This is a genomic window from Planosporangium mesophilum (genome assembly GCF_016863255.1).
GTDB lineage: Bacteria > Actinomycetota > Actinomycetes > Mycobacteriales > Micromonosporaceae > Planosporangium > Planosporangium mesophilum.
Genome location: NZ_BOON01000035.1, coordinates 82,388 through 96,788 on the forward strand (window position 1 = coordinate 82,388; position 14,401 = coordinate 96,788).

Annotated in this window: 8 protein-coding genes; 6 read left to right on the top strand and 2 right to left on the bottom strand. The window is 71.9% G+C overall.

What is annotated here, in order from left to right:
• Positions 1-361: 361 nt before the first annotated feature.
• The 6 genes from pyrR (at position 362) to Pme01_RS19635 (ending at position 8,069) form a co-directional block, all read left to right on the top strand.
• Entirely contained in the window at positions 362-886 is a 525-nt protein-coding gene (gene pyrR / locus Pme01_RS19610) for a bifunctional pyr operon transcriptional regulator/uracil phosphoribosyltransferase PyrR (protein ID WP_203935747.1), read from the top strand.
• Positions 883-1,797 carry an aspartate carbamoyltransferase catalytic subunit gene (locus Pme01_RS19615; protein WP_168116662.1) on the top strand — a complete coding sequence of 305 codons (915 nt, stop codon included), beginning with the start codon at positions 883-885 and terminating at the stop codon, positions 1,795-1,797. Before pyrR ends, Pme01_RS19615 begins: the two co-directional genes overlap by 4 nt.
• Positions 1,794-3,077, top strand: a complete 1,284-nt coding sequence (locus Pme01_RS19620) for a dihydroorotase (RefSeq protein ID WP_168116663.1) — start codon at positions 1,794-1,796, stop codon at positions 3,075-3,077. The genes Pme01_RS19615 and Pme01_RS19620 overlap by 4 nt, the downstream gene beginning before the upstream one ends.
• Positions 3,074-4,186 carry a glutamine-hydrolyzing carbamoyl-phosphate synthase small subunit gene (gene carA / locus Pme01_RS19625; RefSeq protein WP_168116664.1) on the top strand — a complete coding sequence of 371 codons (1,113 nt, stop codon included), beginning with the start codon at positions 3,074-3,076 and terminating at the stop codon, positions 4,184-4,186. The genes Pme01_RS19620 and carA overlap by 4 nt, the downstream gene beginning before the upstream one ends.
• The gene (gene carB / locus Pme01_RS19630) at positions 4,179-7,532 is read left to right on the top strand and encodes a carbamoyl-phosphate synthase large subunit (RefSeq protein ID WP_168116665.1); all 3,354 of its coding nucleotides are present in this window, start codon (positions 4,179-4,181) and stop codon (positions 7,530-7,532) included. The genes carA and carB overlap by 8 nt, the downstream gene beginning before the upstream one ends.
• Positions 7,533-7,598: 66 nt before the next feature.
• Positions 7,599-8,069 carry a hypothetical protein gene (locus Pme01_RS19635; protein WP_168116666.1) on the top strand — a complete coding sequence of 157 codons (471 nt, stop codon included), beginning with the start codon at positions 7,599-7,601 and terminating at the stop codon, positions 8,067-8,069.
• Between the two features lie 5 nt (positions 8,070-8,074).
• On the opposite strand, the gene Pme01_RS19640 is transcribed toward Pme01_RS19635, so the two are convergent.
• Both Pme01_RS19640 and Pme01_RS19645 read right to left on the bottom strand, forming a co-directional pair.
• Positions 8,075-9,763 (bottom strand): response regulator, encoded by a 1,689-nt coding sequence (locus tag Pme01_RS19640; protein WP_168116667.1) that lies wholly within the window; start codon positions 9,761-9,763, stop codon positions 8,075-8,077.
• The gene (locus Pme01_RS19645) at positions 9,760-14,355 is read right to left on the bottom strand and encodes a hypothetical protein (protein WP_168116668.1); all 4,596 of its coding nucleotides are present in this window, start codon (positions 14,353-14,355) and stop codon (positions 9,760-9,762) included. Before Pme01_RS19645 ends, Pme01_RS19640 begins: the two co-directional genes overlap by 4 nt.
• Positions 14,356-14,401: the final 46 nt, after the last annotated feature.

Genomic DNA, 14,401 nt, shown 5'->3' on the forward strand with positions numbered 1-14,401 from the left:
GAGCGTGACCGTAATCGGGTTGAGACACGTGGTCAAGTGGTCGTGACCCTTCCGTTTCCCTGGTCAGCCCGGTTGCTAGGCTTGCGGACGGCCCGACGTCCTTTAACGACCCGTCCCGTGAGGCGGGGAAGGAGGTCCTTCTTTGTCGTACCCACCATCCGGCCCACCGGCGGATCCCGGCGCCTCAGACCGCGCCGATTCCCCTGGTAGCGCCGCAGATCGGCTCGCTAGCACGGGCGGCACCGCGGCCCCGCCCCGCCCGCCGGCCGCCACCTTCTCCTCAGCCCCGGCAGCCTCCGGTGGGACGGACGCGCCGTCACGGTCGCGTGACGCCGGCACCCCTGACCGGCCCGTCAAGACGATCCTCTCGGCCGCCGACATCGCCCGGGTGGTCGACAGGATCGCGCACCAGATTCTGGAGAAGACCTCCGGCGCCGCCGACACGATCCTGCTGGGCGTGCCCACCCGGGGCGTACCGCTGGCGCGCCGGCTGGCAGAGCGCATCCACACCTTCGAGAACGTGGCCGTGCCGGTCGGCGCGCTCGACGTCACCCTGTACCGCGACGACCTGCGGCTGCGCGGAGCGCGGGCGCTGGGCCGCACCGAGCTGCCGCCGGGCGGCATCGACGGCCGCCGGGTGATCCTGATCGACGACGTGCTCTTCTCCGGCCGCACCGTACGGGCAGCCCTGGACGCGCTCGGTGACCTCGGCCGGCCGCGCTCCGTGCAGTTGGCCGTGCTGGTCGACCGGGGCCACCGCGAGCTGCCCATCCGCGCCGACTACGTGGGTAAGAACATTCCGACGGCGCTGGCCGAGATCGTGCGGGTCGCGCTGGCCGAGACCGACGGCACCGACGAGGTGCGCCTGCTGGGAGGTACCCGATGATCCGACACCTGTTGTCGGCCGCGGACCTGGACGCGGCCACCGCGACGCTGGTCCTGGACACCGCCCACGAGATGGCCCTGCTCGCTGACCGCGAGGTGAAGAAGCTGCCCACACTGCGTGGTCGTACCGTGGTCAACCTCTTCTACGAGGACTCCACCCGGACCCGCATCTCGTTCGAGGCGGCGGCCAAGCGGCTGAGTGCCGACGTGATCAACTTCTCTGCGAAGGGGTCGAGCGTCTCCAAGGGCGAGAGCCTCAAGGACACCGCGCTCACCCTGCAGGCGATGGGCGCCGACGGGGTCGTGGTCCGGCACCCCGCCTCCGGCGCGCCGCACCGGCTCGCACACTGGGTCGACGGGAGTGTGCTCAACGCCGGTGACGGCACCCACGAGCACCCGACCCAGGCGCTGCTCGACGCGTACACGATGCGCTCCCGGCTGGGGCGGCTGGAGGGACTCAACGTCGCGATCGTCGGCGACGTGCTGCACAGCCGGGTGGCCCGCTCCAACGTCCTGCTGCTGCACACCCTCGGTGCCAAGGTGACGCTGGTCGCGCCGCCGACGCTGCTGCCGGTGGGGGTCGAGGCGTGGCCGGCTCGGACCAGCTACCAGCTCGACTCGGTGCTGCCGGACTCCGACGTGGTGATGATGCTGCGGGTGCAACGGGAGCGGATGGACGAGGCGTACTTCCCGTCCGCCCGCGAGTACTCGCGCCGCTACGGCCTGGACACCGCGCGGATGCGACGGCTGCCCGAACACGCGATCGTGATGCACCCCGGCCCGATGAACCGGGGCATGGAGATCACGCCGGAGGTGGCCGACTCCGTGCGCTCCACCATCGTCGAGCAGGTCGCCAACGGCGTGAGCGTCCGGATGGCAGTGCTCTACCTACTGCTCGGGGGGAAAGTGTGACCACGTATCTGATCAAGGGTGTGAGTGTCCTCGGTGGACCGGCGACGGATCTGGTGATCCGCGACGGAGTCGTTGCTCAAATGGGCAACGACCTCTCCGCCGTCGACGCGCGCGAGATCGACGCCGGCGGGCTCGTCGCCCTGCCCGGTCTGGTGGATCTGCACACCCACCTTCGCGAGCCCGGCCGCGAGGACGCCGAGACGGTCGAGACCGGATCGCGCGCTGCGGCAATGGGTGGCTACACCGCCGTCTGCGCGATGGCGAACACCTCGCCGGTCGCCGACACCGCCGGCGTCGTCGAGCAGGTCTGGCGGCTCGGCCGGGAGGCGGGCCTGGTCGACGTGCAGCCGGTCGGCGCCGTCACCGTCGGCCTGGAAGGTACCCAGCTCGCCGAGCTGGGCGCCATGGCCGACTCCGCCGCCCAGGTGCGGATCTTCTCCGACGACGGCCACTGCGTGTCCGACCCGCGCCTGATGCGGCGCGCGCTGGAGTACGTGAAGGCCTTCGACGGGGTGGTGGCCCAGCACGCCGAGGAGCCGCGGCTGACCGTGGGCGCCCAGATGCACGAGGGCGAGGTCGCCGCCGGCCTGGGCATGACCGGCTGGCCGGCGGTGGCCGAAGAGTCGATCATCGCCCGGGACGTGCTGCTCGCCGAGCACGTCGGCGCCCGGCTGCACGTCTGCCACGTCTCCACGGCGGGCAGCGTCGAGATCCTGCGCTGGGCCAAGCGGCGCGGTGTCCGGGTCACCGCCGAGGTGACCCCGCACCACCTGCTGCTCACCGACGAGCGCGCCACCTCGTACGACCCCGTCTTCAAGGTCAACCCCCCGCTGCGTACCGCAAGCGATGTTGCGGCCTTGCGCACTGCGTTGATCGAGGGAGTGGTCGACATCATTGCCACCGACCACGCGCCGCACACCCTGGAGGACAAGGAGTGTGAGTGGGCCTACGCACGTCCGGGAATGGTGGGGCTGGAGACGGCGCTGTCGATCGTCGTGGACGTAGCGCTGGACACGCTCGGATGGGACGGGATCGCGGAACGCATGTCGCGTACCCCGGCCCGCATCGCCGGGCTCACCGACCACGGCCTCGACATCGGTGTCGGTGTGCCGGCCAACATCACCCTGGTCGACCCGGCCGCCCGCTGGCGGGTGGAGCCGGCCGACCTGGCCAGCCGTAGCCGCAACACCCCGTACGCAGGCTTGACCCTGCCGGCCCGGGTGGTCGCGACGTTCCTGCGCGGCGAGCCGACGGTTCTCGACGGAAAGGCGGTCAAATGACCCGCAGACCCAGCGCCGTACTCGTACTCGAAGACGGCACGACCTTCCGCGGCGAGGCGTACGGCGCCGTGGGGGAGACCTTCGGTGAGGCCGTCTTCTCCACCGGCATGACCGGGTACCAGGAGACCCTGACCGACCCGTCGTACCACCGCCAGGTCGTGGTCATGACCGCGCCGCACGTCGGCAACACCGGCGTCAACGGCGAGGACGACGAGTCCGGCAAGATCTGGGTGGCCGGGTACGTGGTCCGGGACCCCTCCCGGTCGTACTCCAACTGGCGCGCCAAAGGCGGCCTGGAGGATCGGCTGGCCGCCGAGGGCGTGGTCGGCATCTGCAACGTCGACACCCGGGCGCTCACCCGGCACCTGCGCGAACGCGGCGCGATGCGGGTCGGTATCTCCAGCGTGGACGACGACGTCGCGGGCGTGCTCGAGCGGGTACGCCGGTCGCCGGAGATGACCGGCGCGGACCTGGTCGGTGAGGTGACCACGGCCGAGCCGTACACGGTCAAGGCCGAGGGCGAGCATCGCCTCACCGTCGCCGCGATCGACCTGGGCATCAAGCGCAACACCCCGCGCCGGATGGCGGCCCGCGGCATCACCACCCACGTGATGCCGGCGACCGCGAGCGTCGACGACGTCCTCGCCACCGGCGCCGACGCGGTGTTCCTGTCCAACGGCCCGGGCGACCCGGCCGCCGCCGACGACCAGGTCACGCTCACCCGGTCGCTGTTGGAGCGCCGGGTGCCGCTGTTCGGCATCTGCTTCGGCAACCAGATCCTGGGCCGGGCGCTGGGCCTGGGCACCTTCAAGCTCAAGTACGGTCACCGCGGCATCAACCAGCCGGTACTCGACCGGTCCACCGGCCGGGTCGAGGTGACCGCCCACAATCATGGGTTCGCGGTCGCGGCCCCGCTGGACGAGACCGTGGCGACGACCTTCGGCCCGGCCGAGGTCAGCCACGTCTGCCTCAACGACAACGTGGTCGAGGGGCTGCGACTGCTGGACGCCCCGGCGTTCTCCGTGCAGTACCACCCGGAGGCCGCGGCGGGCCCACACGACGCCGACTACCTGTTCGACCGCCTGCTGGAATTGGTGAAGCGTGCCTAAGCGGACCGACCTCAAACACATTCTCGTCATCGGCTCCGGGCCGATCGTCATCGGCCAGGCCTGCGAGTTCGACTACTCCGGCACCCAGGCCTGCCGGGTGCTGCGCGCGGAGGGCCTGCGGGTCACGCTGGTCAACTCCAACCCTGCGACGATCATGACCGACCCGGAGTACGCGGACGCCACGTACGTGGAGCCGATCACTCCGGAGTTCGTCGAGCTGGTGATCGCCAAGGAGCGGCCGGACGCGCTGCTGCCGACGCTGGGCGGGCAGACCGCGCTCAACACCGCCGTCGCGCTGCACGAGTCCGGCGTACTGGAGAAGTACGGCGTCGAGCTGATCGGCGCCGACATCGAGGCGATCCGCCGCGGCGAGGACCGGCAGCTGTTCAAGGACATCGTCGCCAAAGCCGGTGCTCGCATCGGCTTCAGCGATGCCGCCGGTGGCGACCTCGTTCCTCGGAGCCGGGTCTGCCACTCGATGGACGAGGTCCGCGAGACCGTGGCGGAGCTCGGCCTGCCGGTCGTGATCCGGCCGTCGTTCACCATGGGCGGGCTGGGTTCCGGAATGGCACACACCCCCGAGGATCTCGACCGGCTGGCCGGCAGCGGGCTGGCCGAGTCCCCGGTGCACGAGGTCCTCATCGAGGAGAGCGTGCTCGGCTGGAAGGAGTACGAGCTCGAGCTGATGCGCGACCGCAACGACAACGTCGTCGTGGTCTGCTCCATCGAGAACGTCGACGCGATGGGCGTGCACACCGGCGACTCGGTCACCGTCGCGCCGGCCATGACGCTCACCGACCGCGAGTACCAGCGACTGCGTGACCTCGGCATCGCGGTGCTGCGTGAGGTCGGCGTGGACACCGGCGGCTGCAACATCCAGTTCGCGGTGAACCCGAAGGACGGCCGGATCGTCGTCATCGAGATGAACCCGCGCGTCTCCCGGTCGTCGGCGCTCGCGTCCAAGGCGACCGGCTTCCCGATCGCGAAGATCGCGGCGAAGCTCGCCATCGGGTACACCCTCGACGAGATCCCCAACGACATCACCCGCGAGACGCCGGCCGCGTTCGAGCCGACGCTCGACTACGTCGTGGTGAAGATCCCGCGCTTCGCGTTCGAGAAGTTCCCGGGCGCCGACCCGGAGCTGACCACGACGATGAAGTCGGTCGGCGAGGCGATGGCGCTGGGCCGCAACTTCACCGAGGCGCTGGGCAAGGCGATGCGGTCGGTCGAGACGAAGGCGTCCGGATTCTGGACGCTGCCGGATCCCGACCGGACGCTGGAGGAGACCCTCGAGGCGTTGCGGGTACCGCACGACGGCCGGCTGTACACGGCCGAGCGGGCACTGCGCCTGGGTGCGTCGGTCACGGACGTGTCGGACGCCTCCGGCTTCGACCCGTGGTTCGTCGACCAGCTCGCCTCGCTGGTGGACCTGCGCACCGAGATCCTGGAGGCGGCCGTCCTCGACGAGCCGCTGCTGCGCAGGGCCAAGCGCGCCGGGCTGTCGGACCGGCAGATCTGCGCGCTGCGGCCGGAGTTCGCCGGTGAGGACGGGGTACGCACCCTGCGCCACCGGCTCGGGCTGCGGCCGGTGTACAAGACCGTCGACACCTGCGCCGCCGAGTTCGCCGCGAAGACGCCGTACCACTACTCGTCGTACGACCACGAGACCGAGGTGACCGGGTCCGACCGGCCGAAGGTGCTGATTCTCGGCTCCGGGCCCAACCGCATCGGCCAGGGCATCGAGTTCGACTACTCGTGCGTGCACGCGGTGCTGGCGCTCCGCGAGGCCGGCTACGAGACCGTCATGGTCAACTGCAACCCGGAGACCGTCTCCACCGACTACGACACCGCCGACCGGCTGTACTTCGAGCCGCTGACCTTCGAGGACGTCCTCGAGGTGTACCACGCCGAGAACTCGTCCGGCCTGGCCGCCGGCGGCCCCGGCGTCGTGGGCGTGGTCGTCCAGCTCGGCGGTCAGACCCCGCTCGGCCTGGCCCGGCGCCTGGCAGAGGCGGGCGTGCCGATCGTCGGTACCTCGCCGGAGTCGATCCACCTGGCCGAGGAGCGGGGCGCGTTCGGCAAGCTGCTCGACGAGGCCGGGCTGCGCTCGCCCGCGCACGGCACCGCGACCAGCTTCGCCGACGCCAAGACGATCGCCGACGAGATCGGGTACCCGGTGCTGGTGCGGCCGTCGTACGTGCTCGGCGGGCGGGGTATGGAGATCGTGTACGACGAGGAGACGCTGCGCGACTACATCGGCCGCGCCACCGCGATCTCCCCGAACCACCCGGTGCTGGTCGACCGTTTCCTCGACGACGCCATCGAGATCGACGTGGATGCGCTCTGCGACGCGACCGGTGAGGTGTATCTCGGCGGCGTCATGGAGCACATCGAGGAGGCCGGTATCCACTCCGGCGACTCGTCCTGTGTGCTGCCGCCGATCACGCTGGGCGCGGCGCACATCGCGGAGGTGCGCCGCTACACCGCCGCCATCGCGCGCGGCGTCGGGGTGCGCGGCCTGCTCAACGTCCAGTACGCGCTGAAGGACGACATCCTGTACGTGCTGGAGGCCAACCCGCGCGCCTCGCGTACCGTGCCGTTCGTGTCCAAGGCCACGGCGGTGCCGCTGGCCAAGGCGGCCGCCCGGATCATGCTCGGGGCGTCCATCGACGAGCTGCGGGACGAGGGGATGCTGCCGCCCTCCGGTGACGGCGGGAAGCTGCCGGAGAGCGCGCCGATCGCCGTCAAGGAGGCGGTGCTGCCGTTCAAGCGGTTCCGCACCCCGGCCGGCAAGGGCATCGACAGCCTGCTCGGCCCGGAGATGAAGTCCACCGGCGAGGTCATGGGCATCGACCGGACGTTCGGCCATGCGTTCGCGAAGTCGCAGGCCGCCGCGTACGGCTCGCTGCCCACGTCGGGGAAGATCTTCGTCACGGTGGCCAACCGCGACAAGCGGGGCATCGTCTTCCCCGCCAAGCGCCTGGCCGACCTGGGCTTCTCCATCCTCGCCACGGACGGCACCGCGTCGGTGCTGCGCCGGTACGGGGTCGAGTGCGAGGTGCTGCGCAAGCACTTCGAGGGCGACGACGGTACCCGCGACGCGGTGGAGCTGATCGCGTCGGGTGAGGTGAGCCTGGTGATCAACACGCCACAGGGCTCCGGGGCGCGGCTGGACGGGTACGAGATCCGTAGCGCCGCGGTGGCGGCGGACATCCCGTGCATCACCACCCTGCCGGGCGCCGCGGCGGCCGTCATGGGCATCGAGGCGCTGATCCGGGGCGAGATGACGGTACGCCCGCTGCAGGAACTGCACGCGAAGCTGCGTCCGGAGACCACCTCGGACTGAGCCGGCCCCGCGCGGCCGACGCGGGTCCACCTTGTGGCGACGCGGCGCGGTCACGATGCTGAGAGCGTGGATCTACTTCCCACCGTGCTCTCGGCCGTGGCCGCGTCCGTCGCCGCGGTGTTCGCCGGGGTGAACCTGTACCTGTCCGGGCGGCGGGAACACGTGAAGTGGGCGCGCGACGCGCTCGTGGAGACGTTCCGGGCGTTTCTCGACGCGAGTTTCCAGAGCAAGGACGCGGTCAAGGCGGCGGTCCGGCTGAGCTGGTCCGGCGGTGACCCCGGCCGGCTCGCCGAGCTGCGGCGCGAGGCGGTGGCCGTCGAGCACGAGATGCGGCGGCTCCAGACCCGGCTGCGGCTGCTGACCTCGTCCGAGGTCGTCGCGTCCGCCCACGCGCTGCGGTCGGCGGTAGCGGAGTACGTGGCGGTGCTCGACGCGATCGACCCGGTGTCGGCCGAGACGGACCGCGAGCTTCGCCGTCGGCTGTGGACACTGCGCGAGGCGTTCATCGCGGCAGCCAAAGGTACCCTCGCCCTTTAGCGCGGTCAGAACGTCGGCCGCCGACGCAGGCCGGAGCCACCGGCCAGGATCTGATCATGGGCGGCCACCAGCGCGAGCGCCCGCTTGGCGGGTGGCAGGTCCTTCTGGTACGTGCGACGCAGCAACTGTTCGGCGAGGGCGACGTGCCACTCCCACCGCCGGCGCTCCTGCTCCAGCGGCGGCAGCACGTCGTACCGGTGCTCGGCGATCCAGCGCAGGGCGGCGACCACCGACGCGTTGCGCTCCTCGTCGTCGTCGATGGCCGGGTCGAGGTCCCCGAGCAGCCACGCCACCCGGCGCCACCGGGCGAACCGGTGCCAGAAGAAGGACTCCACGCCGGCGTCGAGGCTGCGCAGTACCAGGTCGACGGCGAGCCGGGCCACGTCGTTCGCCCAGTGGTGGGGCCCGAACCTGGCGAGGTCCACCAGCAGCGGCTGCGCGTCGTGCTTCGCGACCAGCACGTTGCCCCCGTGCAGGTCGCCGTGGCTCACGCACAGCAGGAGATCGTCGGCGGCGTCGGTGGCCGCGACGTCGCCGAGCCGGCCGTCCCAGCTGAAGCCCTCGACCACGTCGATGACGGCCTGCAGGTCGTCGATACCGGCGCCGGCCGGGTGGGCCAGGGCGGGCCCGAGTTCGTCGACGGCGGCCCGGACGAGCACCCGGCGGAACGCGGGCAGGACGAGCCGCTTGATGGCCCGTTCGCCGTCGGAGACCACGCCGTCGCGGTACCCGACGCTCAGGCCACCACGCAGGAAGAGCCGCTCCATCACCTGCGGCACCACGGGCGCGACGGCCGGGTCGGTGATCCAGCGCCGCAGCGGCAGCGCCTCGTCGGCGAAGGCCATGCCCAGCGCCGCCCAGCCGTTGCGCGGCCCGACGGCCCCGATGTAGGGCACCACCAGCGGGTGGGCGTACAGGCCGGCGCTCCTCTCGGAGTTGCGCTGCTCGAGCCGCAGCGCCTCCACGTCCTTGCTCACCTTGATGAACAGTTGCCGGTGCGAGCCGTCGGCGAGCGTCGCCGCCGCCCGCATCACCCGCGCACCGGAGGCACCCGGCGTGACGTAGCTGAGGGCGATCTCGGTGGGCGTCATCTCGCGCGCCGCGAAGACGTCCGCGAGCAGCAGCCGGAGGGTGGGGTGCCCGGCGTCGTGGACCACCGACTGCATCCCCGGTTCCTCGGGGATCTTCAGGCTCGGCCCGAACGGGACCATGTCGCGCTCGCACAGCAGTGCGTACACCTTGCGGACGAGCTCCTGATGCCCGCCCTGTTTGGCGTCGGCCAGCAACTGCTGACGGCGAAGCACGATATCGGCGCCGCCGTCGGCCGCCTCGTGCTCCAGCCGCGGCTGGTGCACCGAGCCCTGGGTCAGGGCGACGATGACGGTCTTGTCCGACGCGGTGCGGGCCTGCTCCACGACCTCGATGCCGCGCGGCGCCAGTGGTGCGTTCGCCTCCGCGTCGTGGCGGACCGGCCGGGTGGGGAACAGCAGGTCCGCGATGACCACCGGGAACGGCTCGGACCGGTCGCGCCGCGAGATGCGGTCGCACGCGGAGTCGACGTCGTCGTCGAACACGATGCGAAGCTCGCAGCCGAGCTTGTCGAACGAACGCACCAGGCGCTTCTCCAGTACCTTGAGGTTGTCCTCCTCGTCGTCGACGAAGAGGATCTCGACGGTCTGCTTCGGCATGGTCATCGGCGTGCTCCGTTCCCGCCGGCGGTGGTCCACCGCGACAGGCGCAGGTGGGCCTCGAAGCTCCACCCCTCCGCCGGGTCCACGGTCTCCAGGCCACCGTCGAAGTCGCGAAGTTTGCGCTGCACGGAGGCGATTCCCTTGCCCGGCCGGGCGGCGGCCCGGGTGCCGGTGTTGCGGCACACGACGGTGACGTGATCCGGCCCGGGACGTACCAGGATGTGCAGATCCACCCGCCGGTCCGCGCAGTCGGGGTCGCGGTGGGTGACGACGTTGTCGATGAGCTGCATGACGGCGTTGCCGAGCAGCTCCTCGTGGCAGAAAACCTCGACCTCGTCACCGTGCTCCGGTTCGATCGTGATGTCCACCGGCAGCTCGAGGCCGTGGGCCTCGTCGCGGCACCGCACGAGGGTCTTGTGCAGCGGCGCCGGGCAGGCGCTGATGAAGGCGGCCAGCGTCGCCGGTCTGAAGGCGTCGCCGTCCACCGACAGCACATTGCGCCGGAGCTCGTCGAGTTGGCCGGCGACGTTGCTCCACGCCATGTCCAGCTCCTGGGGCGGCAGGTCCAGGGCGTGCAGCTCCTGCAGGGCGGAGGCCAGCTCGGTCAGCTTGCGGGCGGCCTCGTCGGCCAGCAACCACACCCGCTCGGCCGGTCCGAAGTGCTCCTCGGCGAATGTCCCGAGCAGCGGCCCGGACAGCGGAGGCAGGAACGGCAGGACGTGTACCTGCAGGAACGCTTCGATGCTCAGCCAGCTGCGCCACATCACGGCCCACTCGTCCGGCCCACTGTCCCTGGTCAGCGGCTCCTCCATCTGCAGCAGGAGCCGGATCATCGCCGCTTCCGCATCGGGATGGTGGCGCAGCATGTCGATGTAGTGCTCTCGTAGCCGCGCCCAGGCCTGCTGCGCGTCGAGGGTCTCCTGCTCGACCGAGGCGCGGTCGACCGCGAACAGGATCCTGGTGAGCAGCCACCTCATCTCCTCCGCCTGCTGCTCGGTGGCGGACCTCGGGCCTGACGCCTCCCGGCACCGGACGATCTGCGCGCGCAGGTCCGGCAGCGAGACCGGGATCTCGCCCGGTGGTCGGCGGACGACGTGGTGGAGCTGGTACACGATGTGCAGCAGCAGCGTCGAGCTGTGCAGCGACGCGGACCACAGCTCGGGCAGGTATGCCACCAGGCTCTCCGGGGCCGCGGTCGCGAGGACCACCAGCGCCTGTAGCCGCAGCCGCTCCGGGGCGGCCTGGTCGCGGGCCACCCCGCAGGCCAGTTGCGCCACATGGCTGCGGCACCCGGTGAACCGCAGCGGTGGAAGCTTCAGCCACTGCCGCTCCGCGGCCAGCAGCCGGACGGCGGCGTGGGCGGCCGGGCTGCCCGGTTCGCCGGCGAGGCCGGCCATGAGGTCGGCGAGCCGTTGCGAGCGGGACGTGGAGCGCAGCGCGGCCACCAGGTGGCCGCGCAGCCGGATGTACTCCACGGCCTCGTCGGACCTGACCGGTACGCCGAAGGCGTCGGCCTGCCGGGACACCGCCTCCTCCCGGGTGACCGGTGTGAGCTGCCTGGCCAGCTGCCGGGCGTGCTGGGCCACCTGCGGTGACAGCAGGCCGTCGTCGGCCTCGCCGGACAGCTGGGCGGCCAGGCGGCACAGTGGACAGTTGCCGCGGGGTACGGCGGAGATTTCGAGCGCGGTGAGGAAGCGCACCCGGGTGGGCACGGCGTCCGCGGCCGATCCGTCCACCGACCGGATCATGGTCAGCGCCCGCTCCTCGTGGTCGTGCAGTTGGCTGAGCAGCACCACGCCGAGGATCCGGGCCGCGCCGGCCTCCGCCGCGAGGCGGATGAGCTGCGTCATCGTGGCGGCGTTCAGGCATCCCCAGTCGGCGAGCACGACGTCGCACCCGGGCGGCAGGGGGTCGAGGGCGTCCGGGAACGCCCACCGCGAGCCGGCGACGGAGCGGGGTACCGCCAGGGTGGGCACCGGCCGGCGGGCGCGCAGACTGCGGGTGAGCCGCCGCGCGATGAGGCGGGCGAATCTGGCGGCGTAGTCGTCGGCCCCGCCCGGGTAGCAGACCACGATCTGGCGGTCGCCCGTCGCCCGCCCGGTCTCGTCGAGCCACTGCAGGACCGTCGAGGTCATCTTCTCGGCCACCTGCTTGCTGAGCGGGCTGTCCGAGTCGATGACCCGGCCGGCGTCGAGGTAGACGGTGAAGTGGCCGTGTGCGGACCGCTCGATGTGTCCGAGGCCGATCACCCGGGACTGCTCGGCGCATCCGGCCAGGAACTCGTCGGGTTTCCAGATGTGGGGCCGGCCGCGCTCGGCCCGGCTGTCCGGCGCCGGCGACCGCAGCAGCGGGTCGATGTCCACGATCTGGTCCGCCGGTACCCGGGGCTCCTGGATCTCGGCGCGGACCAGTCGCACGACGGGGACGACCTTGCCGTACACCTCGATCGGTCCGTCCGTCGGCCGGGCGTCGATCGGCACGATGATCGCCCGTGGGATCGCGCCCCAGCTCAGCACCTCGGCCAGCGCGCGCCGCACCTCGTTCTCGGTCAGCAGGATGTCCGCGCAGAGCACCACCTGCGTGTGGGCGCGGATCCGGTCCACCCCCTGGGGCGCGTCGAACTGGTCGGCCATGACGTAGACCGATCCGCGTAGCCCCGCGCTCTCCACGAAGGTCTGCGACAGGTTCAGGGCGACGGGCCCGACCTGGACGATGTGGGTGTCCGGATGCAGCGCCTCGGGTACGTCCGCGGCCAACTTCTGCATCAGCAGGAACGCGGCGGTCGCGGTACCGATCGTGCTCTCGACCAGGACGTCGACCTCGAACCAGCGGTCGGTCAACCGCAGCGTCGGGGTCCGGTAGGCGCCCCGCAGGATCCCCGGGCCGCCCCGGTCCATCGCCTCGCGCAGCGCCTCGTGCGCCATGCGCTGCAACTGCCCGATGACGTCGGCGGGCCGTACCGACAGCCGGACCCAGTCGCCGTCGGGCTCGACCAGGCGGTCCTGGTCCCTCAGCAACTGCCGCATCGCGGCCGCGTCGGGGGAGCGCGAGACCGGCAACCGCTCCCGCGCCAGCAGTTCGTCGAGCAGCCCGCGGACCTCCGGCGCGCCGCCGCACCAGTGTGAGTGGCCGGTGTCGTCGATGAGCAGGAACGGGCCACCCCGCAGCTGGTCACCGGCCTCCGCCGCCGGCTGGTGATGCAGCGCGTCGACCGCGGCCTCCAGCCGTACCGGGTTGACGCCGGTCACCACGACGCCGACCACCGTCGGCGCGGCCAGCCTCGCGGCGGCGCGGAGGATCTCGACCAGTCGTTCGTGGGGCACGCTGCGCCCCATGCCGCCGTCCACCGTCACGATCACGTCGTGCTCGCGGGCGAGGTCGTACGCGGCGTCGAACGCCTTGGCGTCGTCGGCCTTGACCGGTACCCACCGGAAGTCGAGCCGGGTGCCGGCGGCCCGCGGTGCCACGGCGACCGGGTCGAAGCGCGTGGCCTGCGGCAGCACCGTGACGTCCACGAGCGTGCCCGCGGCCGGTACCAGCCCGGACTGCCGGACCGGTTCGGTCACGTCGCCGGGCCCGTACACGTAGCCGCTGAAGGCGTCGGCGCTGCGGATGAGGACGGCCCCGCCGTAGGTCCGTACCAGTCGCAGCACCCGCCACAGGCCGCGGGTCCCCAGGCGCGGGTCGGTGCCCTTCGGATCGCTGGTGGACCAGCGGTCGAACGCCCAAAGGATCGTGCCGTCGCCGAGTCCTCCGGGCGCGGCCCACGGCCTGCCGGCGACCTCGCCCGCGGTGGTCCGGGGCAGGTGCGGCGACAGCCGCGAGACGAGGCCTGCGCCGGAGTCGCCGACCACGAGCCGGATCATCGTGGAGCCGGAGGCCGTCACCCACCGGGTCAGGTCGTGCAGGTGCGCCGGTGTGCCGTCGGGGTCCGTCGGCCCGTCCGGCCCCGGCAGGTGGGCGCCGACCAGGGCGTGCAGCGGCGGCCCGGTCAAGCCGTCCGCGGCGTAGATGGCGGTGTTCTCCACCAGTTCGTGTACGGCCACGTCGACCAGGAGCCGGGCGTCCCGTTGCGACAGTCCGATGTCGCGCAGCCCGGCCTGGACGGCGCCGAGCGCCTCCGACTGCAGCAGCGGTTCGCCGGTACCGGGCGGAATCCAGCGAAAGGGGAGGTACCGGTCGCCACCGGCCGTCGTGGGGTGATCGGCGTCGAAGCCGGTACCCTCGGCCGGTCCGCGGACCTCGACGCTCGCCTGCGGCAGGTGCGGCATGCGGATCGCCGACGTGAAGCCGGTCGCGTCGAGCATCTGCAGGCAGCGCCCCCGGCGCCACCCGGCGCCCGCGTCTTCGCCGGGCGTCCCGGCGCGGGGCGCCGCGACCGGCAGGTCCACCCCCAGTCGGGTTCCGCCGCGGGCCGCGCGCTCCGCCACCAGCAGCAGCTGCGCGAGCGAGCCGAACTCCGCGCACTCCACGGCCGCGAGGTCGAGGTGCAGATTCACCGGCCGGCGGTCGGGCGGACGTCGGCCGGACAGCAGCGGCCGGAGGGCGTGGTCGAGAGTTGCGGTGGTGAGTGCCTGAGGGAAGGTCAGGATCACATCGACTCCCAGGGGACGGCCGGACCGTCAGTCGCTCGCGAGCGGC